The 15,848-nt window shown below is 37.4% G+C and carries 18 protein-coding genes; 13 read left to right on the forward strand and 5 right to left on the reverse strand.

The window, feature by feature from the left end:
* Positions 1 to 83: 83 nt before the first annotated feature.
* Positions 84 to 479, reverse strand: coding sequence for a sigma-w pathway protein ysdB (locus ACIQ1H_RS00785; RefSeq protein WP_172772388.1), 396 nt, complete (start codon positions 477 to 479; stop codon positions 84 to 86).
* Between the two features lie 105 nt (positions 480 to 584).
* Here ACIQ1H_RS00785 and ACIQ1H_RS00790 point away from each other — a divergent pair, with 105 nt between their 5' ends.
* The 6 genes from ACIQ1H_RS00790 (at position 585) to argF (ending at position 4,906) form a co-directional block, all read left to right on the forward strand.
* A complete protein-coding gene (locus ACIQ1H_RS00790; protein ID WP_172772387.1) occupies positions 585 to 1,070 on the forward strand; it encodes a dUTP diphosphatase in 486 nt (161 codons plus the stop codon).
* Between the two features lie 109 nt (positions 1,071 to 1,179).
* Positions 1,180 to 2,268, forward strand: a complete 1,089-nt coding sequence (locus tag ACIQ1H_RS00795; protein WP_172772386.1) for a M42 family metallopeptidase — start codon at positions 1,180 to 1,182, stop codon at positions 2,266 to 2,268.
* A gap of 198 nt (positions 2,269 to 2,466) precedes the next feature.
* A complete protein-coding gene (locus ACIQ1H_RS00800) occupies positions 2,467 to 2,949 on the forward strand; it encodes a DUF2975 domain-containing protein (RefSeq protein WP_402885730.1) in 483 nt (160 codons plus the stop codon).
* A gap of 183 nt (positions 2,950 to 3,132) precedes the next feature.
* Entirely contained in the window at positions 3,133 to 3,423 is a 291-nt protein-coding gene (locus ACIQ1H_RS00805) for a DUF2975 domain-containing protein (protein ID WP_402885733.1), read from the forward strand.
* Positions 3,424 to 3,433: 10 nt separating this feature from the next.
* Positions 3,434 to 3,658 (forward strand): helix-turn-helix domain-containing protein, encoded by a 225-nt coding sequence (locus ACIQ1H_RS00810; protein WP_402885736.1) that lies wholly within the window; start codon positions 3,434 to 3,436, stop codon positions 3,656 to 3,658.
* Positions 3,659 to 3,940: 282 nt separating this feature from the next.
* Positions 3,941 to 4,906 carry an ornithine carbamoyltransferase gene (gene argF / locus ACIQ1H_RS00815; RefSeq protein WP_402885737.1) on the forward strand — a complete coding sequence of 322 codons (966 nt, stop codon included), beginning with the start codon at positions 3,941 to 3,943 and terminating at the stop codon, positions 4,904 to 4,906.
* Between the two features lie 278 nt (positions 4,907 to 5,184).
* On the opposite strand, the gene ACIQ1H_RS00820 is transcribed toward argF, so the two are convergent.
* A complete protein-coding gene (locus ACIQ1H_RS00820) occupies positions 5,185 to 5,793 on the reverse strand; it encodes a hypothetical protein (RefSeq protein WP_172772374.1) in 609 nt (202 codons plus the stop codon).
* Positions 5,790 to 6,425: a phosphate starvation-inducible protein PhoH gene (locus ACIQ1H_RS00825; RefSeq protein WP_402885741.1), complete on the reverse strand. Its 636-nt coding sequence runs from the start codon at positions 6,423 to 6,425 to the stop codon at positions 5,790 to 5,792. Before ACIQ1H_RS00825 ends, ACIQ1H_RS00820 begins: the two co-directional genes overlap by 4 nt.
* Positions 6,426 to 6,661: 236 nt before the next feature.
* Between ACIQ1H_RS00825 and ACIQ1H_RS00830 the strand changes: the two genes are divergently transcribed.
* The 5 genes from ACIQ1H_RS00830 to ACIQ1H_RS00850 are packed head-to-tail and all read left to right on the forward strand — an operon-like array spanning position 6,662 to position 10,854.
* Positions 6,662 to 7,294: a hypothetical protein gene (locus ACIQ1H_RS00830; RefSeq protein WP_402885743.1), complete on the forward strand. Its 633-nt coding sequence runs from the start codon at positions 6,662 to 6,664 to the stop codon at positions 7,292 to 7,294.
* Entirely contained in the window at positions 7,291 to 7,893 is a 603-nt protein-coding gene (locus ACIQ1H_RS00835; protein ID WP_402885745.1) for a hypothetical protein, read from the forward strand. The genes ACIQ1H_RS00830 and ACIQ1H_RS00835 overlap by 4 nt, the downstream gene beginning before the upstream one ends.
* On the forward strand, positions 7,890 to 9,026 hold the full coding sequence (locus ACIQ1H_RS00840; RefSeq protein ID WP_402885748.1) for an ABC transporter substrate-binding protein: 1,137 nt from the start codon (positions 7,890 to 7,892) through the stop codon (positions 9,024 to 9,026). Before ACIQ1H_RS00835 ends, ACIQ1H_RS00840 begins: the two co-directional genes overlap by 4 nt.
* A 14-nt stretch (positions 9,027 to 9,040) precedes the next feature.
* The gene (locus tag ACIQ1H_RS00845) at positions 9,041 to 10,042 is read left to right on the forward strand and encodes a FecCD family ABC transporter permease (protein ID WP_402885750.1); all 1,002 of its coding nucleotides are present in this window, start codon (positions 9,041 to 9,043) and stop codon (positions 10,040 to 10,042) included.
* Positions 10,039 to 10,854 (forward strand): ABC transporter ATP-binding protein, encoded by an 816-nt coding sequence (locus ACIQ1H_RS00850; protein WP_402885753.1) that lies wholly within the window; start codon positions 10,039 to 10,041, stop codon positions 10,852 to 10,854. Before ACIQ1H_RS00845 ends, ACIQ1H_RS00850 begins: the two co-directional genes overlap by 4 nt.
* A 102-nt stretch (positions 10,855 to 10,956) precedes the next feature.
* Here ACIQ1H_RS00850 and ACIQ1H_RS00855 read toward each other — a convergent pair whose 3' ends face one another.
* Together ACIQ1H_RS00855 and sspI are read right to left on the reverse strand one after the other, a co-directional pair.
* Positions 10,957 to 12,336 (reverse strand): FAD-binding oxidoreductase, encoded by a 1,380-nt coding sequence (locus ACIQ1H_RS00855; RefSeq protein WP_402885756.1) that lies wholly within the window; start codon positions 12,334 to 12,336, stop codon positions 10,957 to 10,959.
* A 77-nt stretch (positions 12,337 to 12,413) separates the two neighbouring features.
* Positions 12,414 to 12,623: a small acid-soluble spore protein SspI gene (gene sspI / locus ACIQ1H_RS00860; RefSeq protein WP_402885757.1), complete on the reverse strand. Its 210-nt coding sequence runs from the start codon at positions 12,621 to 12,623 to the stop codon at positions 12,414 to 12,416.
* A 236-nt stretch (positions 12,624 to 12,859) separates the two neighbouring features.
* On the opposite strand from sspI, the gene ACIQ1H_RS00865 reads away from it, so the two are divergent.
* Positions 12,860 to 13,384, forward strand: coding sequence for a sigma-70 family RNA polymerase sigma factor (locus ACIQ1H_RS00865; protein ID WP_402885760.1), 525 nt, complete (start codon positions 12,860 to 12,862; stop codon positions 13,382 to 13,384).
* 212 nt (positions 13,385 to 13,596) lie between these two features.
* Complete coding sequence (locus tag ACIQ1H_RS00870) at positions 13,597 to 15,747, forward strand: bifunctional diguanylate cyclase/phosphodiesterase (protein WP_402885763.1); 2,151 nt, start codon at positions 13,597 to 13,599, stop codon at positions 15,745 to 15,747.
* Positions 15,748 to 15,848: the final 101 nt, after the last annotated feature.

Genomic DNA, 15,848 nt, shown 5'->3' on the forward strand with positions numbered 1-15,848 from the left:
AGCGTGCGTTCTCGTAAAAATCATAAATTGTGTGAGTGACTGGCACAGCTAAGGGGTATTTTTTTGCGCAAAAAACACATCCTTCATGTGGAGGATGTGTTACGCATAAGCTGTTCAATGGGTTGCTTCCAGTTGATTTTCGCGTTAGGGTAGTTAAATAAAATTTCTTGCTGGAGATATTCGAAGTCACTCCTTGTAAACCCTTGTAAAGTTGCGGCATCGCGAGCGCCAACAAAAATAGTAACAACCTCAAATGCATCTTCTGTTGTACCTAAGTATTTTTCACCTTCAAAAAGCGCACCTTTAAAAGAAATAAAGAAATTCTTTCGAACATTTTTTACGTCATCATAAAAGTAATATTGGCCTTTTTCATAGGCTTCATCGAGTTTTCGTTTAGGATCGGTTATATATCGAATCGCTTTATAGAATACATAGATTATAAGCGCTATCACAGCAAGTCGAATAAGTAACGGTAACATTTTTAAAATTCCCCCTTGAAGAAAGGTTATTCCTACCTATACGATTAGGAGAGACATTTAGTTTCACTTTTTAAAAAATATTTTTTAGAAATTTAGGAGAAAAAAATGAATTTACAACAATTATTTACGATGCAAAAAGAACTAGATGCATTTATTGAAACTACACAAAAAATTGAACGAGATGTTTTTAAAGAAAAAGGCCTCGCCTTAATGGTAGAACTAGCGGAACTTGCTAATGAGACGCGTTGTTTTAAATTTTGGAGTACGAAAGGGCCGTCAGAGCGTACTGTGATTTTAGAGGAGTATGTCGATTCGATTCATTTTATTTTATCTCTAGGATTATTAAAAGGGTACACGTCTATTGAAAAATGGCCTGTCGTTGAGGAAAAACGCGATTTAACAGAAACCTTTTTAATGACACAGGACTATATATTGACGTTTATTAGTCATCCAACAGAGGATAGATATTTAGCGATTTGGCAATGCTATGGGTTACTTGCGTACAACCTTGGTTTTACATTTGAGGACGTTGTGTCAGCATACATTGAAAAAAATGAAGAAAATTATAATCGCCAACGTAATGGCTATTAATTTACTAGACTAAAGAGTAAAAAAAACACCAATTTTCAGACAAATTCACTAGGAATATTTCGGTAAACGAAGTATAATAGATGAGATACAAAATGTAGGAGGCAAAAGGATGACACAACTAGATTCAACTTTGCAAATGTTTAAAGATTTAACAGACGCGAATGGGATTGCAGGTAATGAGCGTGCTCCACGTGAGGTCATGAAAAAATACATCGCACCATACGCAGATACTGTAGAAACAGATCATTTAGGTAGCGTTATTGCTAAAAAAGTGGGCGATGAAAACGGCCCTAAAATTATGGTTGCTGGCCATTTAGACGAAGTAGGCTTTATGGTAACACAAATCGATGAAAAAGGATTCATCAAATTCCAAACAGTTGGTGGCTGGTGGAGCCAAGTAATGCTTGCACAGCGTGTAACAATTACAACTCGTAAAGGTGAAGAAATTATTGGGGTAATTGGTTCTAAACCACCTCACATTTTACCAGCAGATGTGCGTAACAAAGTGGTAGACATTAAAGACATGTTTATCGATGTTGGTGCTGCTTCAAAAGAAGAAGTACTTGAGTGGGGAGTATGTCCTGGTGACATGGTAACACCTTATTTCGAGTTCAATGTAATGAAAAATGACAAATACTTATTAGCAAAAGCATGGGATAACCGAATTGGTTGTGCAATTGCAATTGATGTCATGAAGGCATTAAAAGATGAAAAACATCCGAATATCCTATATTCTGTTGGGAACGTACAAGAAGAAGTAGGTCTTCGTGGTGCGAAAACAGCAACACATAAAATTCAACCAGATATCGGTTTTGCAGTTGATGTAGGTGTGGCTGGAGATACTCCAGGGGTAACACCGAAAGAGTCAACTAGTAAAATGGGTGCAGGTCCACAAATCGTTGTATATGATGCTTCAATGGTATCACACCGTGGTTTACGTGAATTTGTTTTAGATGTGGCGGATGAAAACAATATCCCATATCAATTTGAAGCAATGGCTGGTGGCGGTACAGACGCTGGCTCAATCCATGTAACGGCAAATGGTGTGCCTGCTTTATCAATCGGTATTGCAACACGCTATATCCACTCACACGCTGGTATTTTACACCGTGATGACTACGATAACGCTGTGAAGCTAATGGTCGAGGTCATTAAAAAATTAGACCGTGATGCAGTAAACAAAATTACATTTGATTAAATGTAACAATAAATATAAAATACCTTCTAACAATTTGTTAGAAGGTATTTTTTTATAATGATTAGTATTACTAGCGGTGAAAAATGCAAAGGAATTTAAATTAACAATAATATTTTGGTGAAATTCAATGTTTTTTTATTGTAAAACGATAAAATATCGATTACAATCAAATTGAAAATAAACCAATGAGGTGTTTTTATGAAAATAGCTACAACTTTGTTTTTAAAAATTGCGGTGGTTCTTATGGCCATTCCCGTTTTAGCATTATGTATTTTTCTTGTGCCTGAATTAGGAAAGGTTGCAGTAGAGCTGGTTCCATCGTATCCGTCTTTAAAATATATCGTTTCGATTATTTTTTATGCTTCGTCAATTCCATTTTACTTTGCTTTATATCAGGCATTTCAACTTTTACGTTACATCGATCGAAACAAAGCATTTTCGGAGTTATCCGTTAAATCATTAAAGAAAATAAAATACTGTGCCATTATAATTAGTATTTTACATGTGTTAGCTTTGCCACTCTTCTACCTTTTTGCAGAGATGGATGATGCACCAGGAGTGATATTCGTTGGAATGCTTGTACCTTTTGCATCGATGGTCATTGCCGTATTTGCGGCAGTTCTTCAAAGACTTTTACAAGAAGCAGTTGAAATCAAATCAGAGAACGACCTTGTAGTTTAAGGAGATTGGCAGTGGAGAGATGTTTATGAAACGAGGTACAACGATATTTTTAAAAGGAGTTATTCTTCTTGTAGGCATCTTGAGATAGCCAAAAGTGATGCGAACATGAATCCAGCATCTGCTTATTTACAATTCCCTTTTTGACTAGCGGCCTATGGTTTATCTCTCCCTTTTTTTATTGCGTTGTTTCAAGCATTTAAGCTGTTAAATTACATGGATAAAAACAAGACTTTTTCGGAAGTATCAGTAGGGGCATTAAAGGTTATGAAGTTCTGTGCTACCATCATCAGTGCATTTATTATAGGCGGAATCCTTTTTGTTGCGGTATTTCTTGATGGGGATAGAGCTGGTATTATAGCATTAGGGTTATATAATACTTTTGCTTCAAGTGTCATTGCAACCTTTGCTGGTGTTCTCCAACATCTTGTTAAAGAAGTCGTAGATATAATAACTGAAAATGAGTTAATAGTGTGAGGTTGAGGATATGACAATAATTATTAACATCGATGTGATGTTAGCAAAACGGAAAATGAGCGTAACGGAACTTTCGGAAAGAGTTGGCATAACAATGGCTAATCTTTCTATTTTAAAAAATGGCAAAGCGAAAGCAATTCGCTTATCTACATTAGAGTCGATTTGTAAGGCATTAGAATGTCAGCCAGGCGATATTTTAGAATACCGAAATGAAGACACTCCGAAAGATTCATAAATGTAAATGAAATATGCTATGTAAAATAGCATATTTATAAAAAAGAGCTTGCCTGTGGGTAAGCTCTTTTTTTATAGATTTTTACATAAGTATGCAAGTTATCTTTAGTAGTCAATATGCTATTACTTAGTCATTGATGCATAAATATTCAAATAGACGAATTTTTGTCACAAACAACATATGAATTCTAACTTTTGAAAATAAACATAAAAATTCAGTTGATTTTATAATTATGCATGTGTATACTAAACTCAACAGTTACAAAAGCAAGGAGAGAAGGCTATGAAATTACTAGAAGAAGTACAGTTAAAGTTAGTATCAAGCTTAAAAGGAAAAGACTTACTAACTTTGCTAGACTATACAAGTGAAGAAGTACAGCAGTTAGTTGCACTTTCGACGCAACTGAAAATGATTACAAAAGAAGGTAAATGTCCGAAGCTACTTGAAGGAAAAACACTTGGCATGATTTTTGAAAAACATTCAACGCGTACTCGTATTTCATTTGAAGTGGGAATGGAACAATTGGGTGGTAAAGGTATGTTTATGCATGCACGCGATTTACAAATTGGTCGCGGTGAATCCATTTATGATACTGCACATGTGTTATCGGGCTATTTAGATGGCATTATGATTCGTGCAAACTCGCATGCGATGGTTAAAGAGCTTGCTGAGCATGCAACGATTCCTGTAATTAACGGCTTAACGGATATATATCATCCTTGTCAGGCGTTAGCTGATTTAGAAACAATCGCTGAAAATAAAGGTGAATTGCAAGGGCTTAACATTGCATATGTTGGTGATGGCAACAACGTGGCTCACTCCTTAGTAGTCGCTTCTGCACACGTCGGTATGAACGTCGCAGTCGCAACGCCTGTTGGCTATGAATGTGATGCAGAGGTTATCGCAAAAGCACAAGCTATCGCAATGGCAAATGGGAGTACAATCACAATTACACATGATCCTGTAGCAGCAGTTCAAAATGCAGATGTAGTGTATGCAGATGTTTGGACATCAATGGGTCAAGAAGAGGAAGCAGCAAAACGCTTACAAGATTTTGCCGATTATCAAATCAATGATGAGCTTGTGGCACATGCAAAGCCAAATTACATGTTCCTTCATTGTTTACCAGCTCATCGCGAAGAAGAAGTAGCAACATCTGTTATCGATGGTTCAAATTCGTATATTTTTGAGCAAGCAGAAAATAGACTTCATGCTCAAAAAGCGGTTTTAGCTTCCATTATGGCTTAAGTAACGGGATAGGATAGTTGACTCTCTAATTGAGAGTTCCTATATACAAAGTTTGCACTAGCAACAGAGGGTGTTAGTGTCAACAACATACTAGTAGCATACAGACAGAGGGATGTATGCTACGCGCGATGTACGTTGTCAAGATGGATGACTTCATCGCTACATAGTGAAAGTAACCTGGGAGACGCTAGGTTACTTTTTTTGTTAATAGCTATTGATTTGTAAAGAAAACCCGCTGATTTGCAAGCTATCAGCGGGTTTGTTGTTCAAGAATGATTTCAAATCGTTCCATATGCAAGGTAAGGGAAAAAACCTTCAAAAAATCGTTCAGTTGCAGGCATGAAATAGGAACCAAAATGGAAATCAGGGTCAAGCGTTGTAACAATCCATTTTCCAGCAGTGGAATGCGCATCTATATAGAGTACAGCACCACCATCTTCCGTAGAAATTAAAATATCAGCATGTGCAGGTGGCCAAAAAACGCCGTGTTGATGCCAAGTACAATCAACGAGTGTGAGATAGCCATTGAATAAAGGATGCGCTGGATTTTGCAGTACTAAACCACTAGAAGCATCTTTATCAAGCCACCACCAGAAGTTTGTTAGACGTTCTTCCCAATGTTGCGCAGGAATCCAATTCCAAGGCTGTGGACCGAATGCAACGACAATGCCACCATTTTCTGCAAATGCGTGAATTTTTTCAACGCTTGCTAGCAATAGCTTATAGTTTAATTGGGACGGGACGATGAGCACATCGAGCTCATTTATATCGGTTTCTAAAAAATCTGGATGGTAAATTAACTTCGTAATAAATTGATTAAATTTTGGCTCGTGGAACGTGCGATAATGGGATTCATGCCCACTATAGATAACCCCAATTTTTCTCATTGATGATTGTCCTCCTTTAAAGCTTGTACCTCAGATTCAAGCCAGGCAAGAAATTGTGGGCGAATGCGATCTGTTGATTTGTTTTCACCTGCATAGCCAAGCAGTTCACGTCCTGCGTGAACTAAAATCGTCCCATTTGTAGAACAGCGGTCAATGTATGTAACGGGCTTACCATTGGCAAACGTTAATAAAATTTCAGCATTTGCTGGTGCATGATGATAGCCGCGAGCAAAAAAGCCTGCAACCCCTTTTTTAAATGTCATATCTTCAGTTAAAACTCCATCGAAAATAACAGATTGCTCTGTTGGAAAAACTTCATAATCTTTGAAATTTTGAATGTGTTGGGGCATAAATGGGCCACAACCTGTCAACCATTCTCGGAATAAATGCCCGCAGTATACAACGATTTTTTTGTTTGCTAAAAATGCTGCAATTTTTTCACGTTGTAAATATAGCCATTCTTGGTCTATAAAATTGGGAATAAAAAGAACATCTACCTCGTCCAAATTAACTTGTGGAAAATCATATTGATCTATGATTTTTGCTTCGTTACCTGTATCTCTCTGCATGCGACCGTTAACACCAAAAGCATGTCCTGGGTCTAGTTTTAGCATTGTAAATGGAATGCTCATAAACATATCCTCCTAGTAAGATAATTAAATACCCAATCATTTTTTGGTAATAAATAATATTAAAAAAACATTTAGAATGCTATGTAAATATTGTTTGACCAAAAATATGTTGCGAATATTAGAATTCTATAAAAAGCAAATTGACATTGAGAATCATTATCAATATACTGTTATATATATTCTATTGCAAATGATAATCATTTTCAATATATTTTCAAAAGAAAGTAGGGAATGCCGTGAAACCAATTGCGTATATCGGTATCGATATTCAATTTGCTAGGTTGTCAGATGAGGATCGCAGGCGCGGACTTACATTTTTATATTTATACGATTTGCCGTATGCAGATTTACGTGCCTATGCGGGTCTCATTATTACGAATCTAGTAGAGGAGCAGTTTTTGCTAGAGCATAAAGCTATGCTGGAGCAGTATTTAAAACAGGGTGGTGTAATTTTTTCGCTAACTGAGACATCATTACCTTGGTTAGTAGGTGTGCCTAACTGGAAACGTTCGCCAATTCCATTGAAGGATCGTGAAATCGTTATAAAAGATACTGCCCATCCATTATTTGCGGGAATTGATGCATACGACATTAACTATCGCAAAGGTGTTAGGGGCTTTTTCTCACGCGGATATTTTGAAAAAGTTCCATTGCATGCGGAGATTCTTGTGACTGACCAAAGTGGAGCAGTCATTATTTATGTAGATCATGATTCAACAAATGGAACAATCTTTGCGGGTGCAGGAACAGATATATATCGTGTGTTCATTGACGAAGATAATACCTCTCGTCAATTAAGTGTGCAAATGCTTGCATGCATCCGTGCGGAATATGCACGCAATCAAGCGAAAGGAGCTCAAATACAATGATTGGGATTGTCACAAATGGACTACCATTTCAAAATCGCTTTTTTGCAGAGGAGGAATTTCATTATTTATTTGATGATATTTTACATATTCGAGAGCTGCATCGGTATGATTTAGCAAATTACGATACGTTAATTTTATCTTGTCGTTTAGATATTCCTCATTTAAAACGTTATCAATCACAGCTTTTAGCGTTCATTGAATCAGGTAAGCGGCTCATTATTTTTGGTGAGATTTTGGATAATTGGTTTCCTACGATTGATTGGCAAGATTCTGAGGTGAATTTTAGCTGGTGGGTGCGAGATGGTGGAGACTTGCCAATGACAGAGCAAAATATGACACACCCATTGTTTAAATACGTGACACTCCGTGATTTAAAATGGCATTATCATGGCTCATTTTTACCGCCAGAAGGTGCTCAATCTTTACTTGATATTCCCGATGGTCGTTCACTATTTTATGTCGACAATGTAAGCTTTAACGGAGAATTAGTCGTAACAACACTTGACCCTATGTTTCATATAGGACTAGGTTTTATTGATCAATCAAAACCGTTTTTACACGGTATAGCAAAATGGCTCAGAGAGGAAGAAGGACAATGAAAAAATACGGATTTCTAGCAACATTAGCATTAGCGGCAATGCTAGCAGCGTGTGGCAATAAAGATGAGGGGGCAGTAACAGAACAACCGTCTGATTCTTCTGATGTTCAAACAACAGCTGAAGAAAAAGTTGTGACAGACCAACTAGGCAGAGAAGTTACAATACCTGGAAAAATCGAACGTGTAGTGACAGGTGGCATATTGCCCTATTTCTCTACATGGTATGTAGCGACAAACTCTACAAAAGAGATAGTGGGTATGCACCCCAATTCATATAATGCAGCAAAAAACTCCATTCTATCAAAAATTTCACCAGATGTGTTAAATGCAGAAACGTCTTATATTCAAAATGGTGAGGTGAATGTTGAGGAATTACTAAAGATTGATCCCCAACTGTATGTAGAAATTTCAACAGATGAAGATTCAATTAACAAAGTAACAGAAGCGGGTATTCCTGTTGTTGCGGTAAAAGCAATTGATGCCGCAGCCGCTGAACCGTTAGCAACATTCAATAGTTGGTTAACACTAACGAGTAAAATAACTGGAACGACTGATCGTGCGGAGCGTTTTTTACAAGAGGGTAAAAAGGTGCAGTCTGAACTTGATGCCAAATTAAAAGATGTAGCAAAAGAGGACAAACCACGTGCATTAATATTATTTATGCATAATGATAAGTCCATTACGGTAGGTGGTAGCAACTTCTTCGGTAATCAATGGCTAAACGCAACGGGAGCGATAGATGTTGCTGAAAAGGATGTACAAGGAAGAAAAGAAGTAAATATGGAACAAATTTACTCTTGGAATCCTGATATTATTTACATTACAAACTTTACGGAAACACAGCCCGAAGATTTACTTGAAAATAAAGTGGATGGACAGGACTGGAGTCAGGTAAAGGCAGTGCAAGATGGAAAGGTTTATAAAATTCCATTAGGTATATATCGCTGGTTCCCACCAAGTGGCGATGCACCGCTAATGCTAAAATGGATGGCTCAAAAAAATCATCCAGCGTTATTTACGTATAAGATTGAAGATGAAATTAAAACGTATTACAAAGACTTCTATGAATTTGACGTAACAGATGAGGAAATCCATGATATATTAAACCCTTCTTCTGACGCGGCGAAATATTAAGGATTGATTGTTAAATGAAGAAGTGGATTATTGCATTGTTATGGTTACTACCAATTATGGTAGCAATCGTTTCACTCGGTGTTGGTCGTTTCGAAGTGGGGCTTGACCATATTATAAAAATTTTAACATCACAATTGTTCCCAATCGAACAAACTTGGACAAAGATGGAAGAAACAGTTGTGATGAATGTCCGTTTACCACGCATTTTGCTTGCTCTTCTAATAGGTGGAGGGTTAGCGATAGCTGGTGCAGGCTTTCAGGGCATGTTTGGCAACCCGCTAGTTTCGCCAGATATTTTAGGTGTTTCAGCAGGTGCGGGTTTTGGTGCATCATTAGGTATTTTATTATTTGGCCAAAATTTTTCTGCACAAATAATGGCATTGCTTTTCGGTTTAGGTGCGATTGGCTTTACATTTTTAGTAGCAGGTGCAAAGAAGAATGCGCCTATTTTTATGTTCGTATTGGCTGGTGTTGTCACATCTGCCCTTTTTAATGCTTTGATTTCCCTAATCAAATTTGTGGCAGACCCAGAGGAGAAGTTACCGGCCATTACCTATTGGCTAATGGGTAGTCTCGGTACTGCAACCTATAAAGATTTATATATTGGTGGCCCATTAATTTTAATAGGTATTCTACTACTCTATTTACTGCGTTGGCGAATAAATATTTTAACATTGCCAGAGGATGAAGCAAAATCAATGGGGATTCCAGTCGCACGTTTAAAATGGCTCGTTATTTTTGGTGCAACACTTATTACAGCGGCATCTGTAGCTGTAGCGGGCATCGTGGGCTGGGTTGGTTTAATTATTCCACATGTTGCACGTATGCTTGTCGGTAATAACAATCAATTTGTTCTACCTGTGTCAGTTGCAATCGGTAGTGTGTACTTATTAATTATCGATGATTTAGCACGCTCATTAACGGCAACAGAAATTCCATTGTCCATTTTAACAGCGATTATTGGTGCACCATTTTTTGCTTATTTATTACGTCGTTCAGGAGGTGGCTGGGGATGAAAATAGAAGTGGTCGATGGCAATTACTATTATGAGAAACGCCGCACAAAAATGCCTCATTTATATGCAAAAGATATTAATTTTACATTGGCATCTGGTGAAATAATGGCTATTCTTGGACCGAATGGTGCTGGGAAAACAACAATGTTAAAGTGTATTACAGGTCTTCTTGATTGGAAAAAAGGCAAGACGTTGATAGACGGGAAACCTCTTAGCGCAATGGATCGTAAAGAGTTGTGGAAGCGAGTTGGCTATGTACCTCAGGCGCATAAAATGGTATTTGGCTTTACTGTGGAAGAGCTAGTTGTCATGGGGCGTGCGCCATATATTAGTACTTTGGCGCAGCCTTCAGCCAAGGATATGGAAGCGGCTCATGCAGCACTGAACACAATTGGAATACCCCATCTTGCTAAAAAATCATGTAATGAAATTAGCGGAGGAGAGCTACAATTGGCTTTAATTGCCCGTACGCTCGTGTCTAATCCTGAGGTTTTAATATTAGATGAACCCGAATCACATTTGGATATTCAAAAGCAAATTGTTATATTACAAACGATAAAACGCTTATCGAAAGAGCGAGGTATTTCTTGCATCATTAATACCCACTATCCAAACCATGCCTTTTATCTTGCAGATCGTGTGTTAATGACAGCGAAAGAAAAGGATGTTGTATACGGCGATGTACAGGAGGTAATGACTGAGTCTCGGATGAAGGAATTTTTCGGTATAGAGCTAAAAAAAATAATTTACGAGGAAGAGGATTATTTCGTTGAAACGATGGTTCCTCGCGCACTAGGACAAAATGTGATATGAGTGCCTGTCACCTTAAATGTAAAAACACGGTCCCCTGCAGTGGAGGAGACCGTGTTTTCTTTGTTTATGGGAAGGGTTTCGATTGGGAAAAATTTTGAGCAACTATACGGTGAAAATTTTCCCTGGATTCATAATGTTATGTGGATCGAGCGCTGTCTTAATGCTTTTCATAACAAGTAGGGAGGCACCGTGCTCCATCGATTGGTATTTCATTTTACCAATACCTACACCGTGTTCGCCTGTACAAGTTCCTCCGCGAAGCAGCGCATATTGCACAATATGCTCATTGAAACGGTCCGCTTGCGCCCGTTCGTTTGAATCTGTCGGGTCCAACATTAACAATGCATGGAAATTCCCATCTCCAACATGTCCGACAATACCTCCTGCTAAACCGACGTTGTTTAACTGTTCGCGGGCATACAAAATGGTCTCTGCCAATTTTGAAATCGGAACACAAACATCTGTTGACATAAGCTTTTTACCAGGATACGCATGAATATATGCATAGGCTAATGTATGTCGTGCCTCCCATAGCTTATTACGAGCTGCGTTGTCTTGCTCAAACTCGACAGACGTACAGCCGAAATCGTCAAAAATTTCTGTAGCAAATGCAATATCAGCTTGCATACCTGCATCATTACCGTGGAACTCTAAAAACAGCGTCGGTTTTTCATCATAAGAAGTTTCATTATAAATATTAACTTGTGTAATAGACGCTTCATCGACTAGCTCGACACGACCAATGGAAATGCCAGCCTGCAATAATGCGGCTACTGCACTAACAGCATCGCCAACTGTTTCAAATACAGCACGACCTGCAGTGACAAATTCCGGAATACCATAAACTTGCAATGTCAGCTCTGTAAAACAGCCTAGTGTACCTTCAGAACCAACAAATAAGCCATTTAAGTGATAGCCTGACGATGATTTGGCTGCTAAATTCCCAGTATGTATAACAGTACCGTCTGCCAGTACGACTTCTAAATCACGCACTTGATCGCGCATAACACCATATCGAACAGCAGTAGTACCGCTGGCATTTGTTGCTGCCATTCCTCCAAGTGTCGCATCTGCTCCTGGATCTACCGTAAATTGAAGGCCGTGTTTTTTTAATTCTTTATTTAATTGTGCACGTGTTACACCTGGTTGCACTTTCACTAGTAAATCTTCTGGGCGAATATCTAAAATTGTATTCATTTCAGAAAAATCGATAGAAATACCGTTAGCAATCGGAATAGCATTTCCTTCTAAACTGGAGCCAACGCCAAATGGTACGACAGGTATAAGATTTGCATGTGCTATTTTCATAATGGCACTTACGTCTCCTGTGGAACGTGGGAACACGACTATATCTGGCAAGTTCATTGCATGATGGGATTCATCTTTGCCATGTAGCTCTCGTACCGTATCGTTTGTTGACACTTGCTCATCCGATAATACCTCTCTAAGTTGATTTACTATTAGCTCTACTGCAACAGTCATTCCAATCCCTCCAAACTTTCTGATAAATCTAATTTATCATGCGATTAGTGGAAATGGAATGTCCTGTTTACAAAAAATCAGTGTGCAAATACTTTTTCTAGCTTTTGTACGAATGCTTCTTGTTCTTCATTAGACGATTGTTGCCACCATTTTTCGAAAAATACACCTAGGCCAGGTAGTAAATGCTCCTCGCCACGTGAAATGGCATCTTGGACTATATCTTTAAATTCTGCTGCTGACTGACCATGGACATTTGCTGTAATGGCATCTCTTATTTGAAAATTCATCTATTTCGCCTCCTTAGTCATAATTTGTCCACTGACATTAGAAATATGTATAAAAATTAATGCAAAACATAGGATTTTTTAAAATTCTCTCGATATTTCGTTTAAATTTAGGCAGATATTTATGCAAATCTATAGAGAATTATTGTAAAAGGGTTATTCGACGTGCTTTTTACCGCAAGTTAAGCTAATTACACCTAGGAATAATGGACTGTGCACAAGTCGTTAGGAAAGTATCAGTGCCATTTGAAAAGCAAACACAAATTCTTTCACCACAACAGCCTTTTGAAGAAGTATTAGAATTGGTGCAACCGATGATTTCTTCGATATTATCGAAGTGCCATATTTACAAAGACTTTGAGTATTATCGTCAAATTGCAGCAATTGCTGTATGGAAAGCATATAGCAATGCAGATCCTTCGAAAGGGCAATTTTCTGCCTATATTTATACAACCGTGAAAGGTGAAATTTTGAAAGAACTTACGAAAGAAAGAAGATTTCAGGACAACGAATTATTAATGGCTGATGACACGTTGAATTTTATACGTTGTCGGGAGAAACAAATCAATCCACTTGGAGAGTGTCTTTTAGTAGAAAAAATAATGGACCAATTAACAGAGGATGAAAAAAAGATACTGCAACTATATTACCTAGATGGTTATAGGTACGAAGAAATAGCTAAAGTACTACAGGTATCAGTCGCTGCAATTAAAAAAAGACGTACTAGACTAATAAAGAAACTACGTCGTCACCTTAATGAGTAAACTAAATTACTACTAAAAGATAATAAAAGTATGCTAATATCAAAATAAATTGAATATTAGCATACTTCACTTGTTGCATACAAAGTCCAATAAAAATGCTATGATTTGTAAGAAGTCAAAGAAATATACAATTTTAATACGTTTAAATATAATATGTAGGTAGAGTTACCTATCTATTTTGATTGTGTATATATTGATATGGAGGGTTAGTATTGGAAAACGCGTGTAATCATTTAGATAAAAGGGAGATATGGTATAGTGCGATACCACTGCTTCTATTGATTCCTCTTTTAATATTCAATAATCAGCTGATGTCTATTTTTACAGAAGGAAGTATCCTCGATTATTTAAGATTAATTATGAAAATATTAATTGTTGTATTCACGATGACAATTGCCATTCACTCTTGGCTTGTATTTTCGCAGTTATTAATCAATCATACATTATACATAGGTAGTGTTTTCTTTCTTATCGCTTTGCTAGAGATTGCTAATATTGTCATATCAGTCCCACAAAGTGTAGACACAATATTAATAGGTGTCTGGATACAAATTTTTATGCGAATGGCTTTAGTAATAGGGATTCTACTTATTATTGCGAAGCCTAGAAAAAAGTTAACATTGGCTCACCGTAGGGTAGCTTATGGAATAGCGATTTTGACTGTTATGCTTATGCTTTTTAGTTTATATAAGGTACAGCCATTCCTTGAAGAGCATCAGCCAATAACACCTCATACAGTACAATTATTGACTGGCGCGATACAAGGGGTTTCCATCTATTTTTTAAGCAAGCATTATAAAAGTGCACGAAAACAGGTTTTGTGGTTAATTAGTGGGTCCGTATATTTAATTTTGAGCGATATTGTGTTTATTTTTAGCAAAGACGACAATGCTATTTGGATGTTTATTGCACTGTTTTACCAGTTTTTTGCTTATTACGTTTTTTTAAAGGCGATTTACTATACATCAGTTGAGAAACCATATTTACAGCTATTAAAAATTAAGCAAGACCTGGAACAATCACAACAGGAGCTAACTTTTCAAGCATATCATGATGATATTACCCAACTGCCAAACGAGCGTCTTTTATTAAAAACATTGAAAGAGGAGCTGCATAAGGATAGTAAACGGAAGGCGGTTATTTCTATTGAAATTGACCGACTTGCCACCATTAGTGATTCCTTAGGTATTAGCAATTCCAATAAAATGATGAAACTTGTAGCGGAAAGGATTCAAGCAATGCTACCGCCGCATTATTTTGCAACGAAATTACGGGAAAGCCAATTTGTTATTTATATTAACCATGTACAAACACAAGAAGAACTAATACAGTTTTGTTTGAACATTAAAAGTACGATGGAAAAACCTCTACAAGTTCAGCTTTTCTCATTAAAAGGGAATGTTAATATGGGTATTGCATTCAATGAAAAAAATTGTTCTGCTGAAGAATTATTGATGCATGCACAGCTGGCAATGCGTGAGGCAAGCCAAATACCACAACGTTTCCTTTTCTATAAAGAGCATATGTCAACGGGCGTGGCAGATCGTATATTGCTGGAGCAGGAATTACATAGAGCACTCGATCAACAGGAATTTTATTTGGATTACCAGCCTCAAATTAATTTGAAAACAGGAAAAATAGAATCAGTGGAGGCGCTTGTCCGTTGGCGACATCCAGTTCATGGCTTTGTGCCGCCTGATAAATTTATTGACATTGCCGAAGAGTCAGGGCTAATTATTCCTCTCGGTAAATGGATACTTGAAACAGCATGCTTGCAAGCAAAGGCGTGGGAAGCACAAGGTCTACCTAAAATGAAGGTTGCTGTTAATTTATCGCTCGGACAATTATTCCAGCAAGATTTGGTGCAAATGGTGAAGGAGATTTTACAGCGAAGTAAGCTGGAGCCAGCCTATCTACAGTTGGAAATAACCGAAAGTATGACAATGAATATTGATCAAATGACTCAATTACTACATGAGTTAAAGGCATTAGGAATTCAAATAGCAGTCGATGATTTTGGCACAGGGTACTCGTCCTTGTCATATTTAAAAGAATTTCCAATTGATTGTTTAAAAATTGATCGCGCTTTTGTACATAATATTCAGCATGATGCTAATGATGAAGCACTCGTTTCTATGATTCTTTCCATGGCAAAGCATTTACGTTTAAAGGTTGTGGCTGAGGGGATAGAAGAGGTTGCTCAACTGGCTTTCCTTGTTGCAGGTGACTGCGATTATATTCAAGGCTATTTATTTAGTAAACCTATTACTGCCGAGCAGCTGAGCGCGACATTTAACGATTTACATGTTCATGCTGATCAGATTTTAGAGCAGTATAAATGTGGTAAAGAAAATGGCATTTAATGCACCGAGCGAAAGGGAATAAAAGGTAAATCCGCATTAACTTAAGTTGGACAGCAAATTTAGAAGTGATAAGCTGATCGACCTAAGTACAATGCGGATTT

The sequence above is a fragment of the Lysinibacillus sp. NPDC097279 genome (assembly GCF_044761745.1).
GTDB lineage: Bacteria > Bacillota > Bacilli > Bacillales_A > Planococcaceae > Lysinibacillus.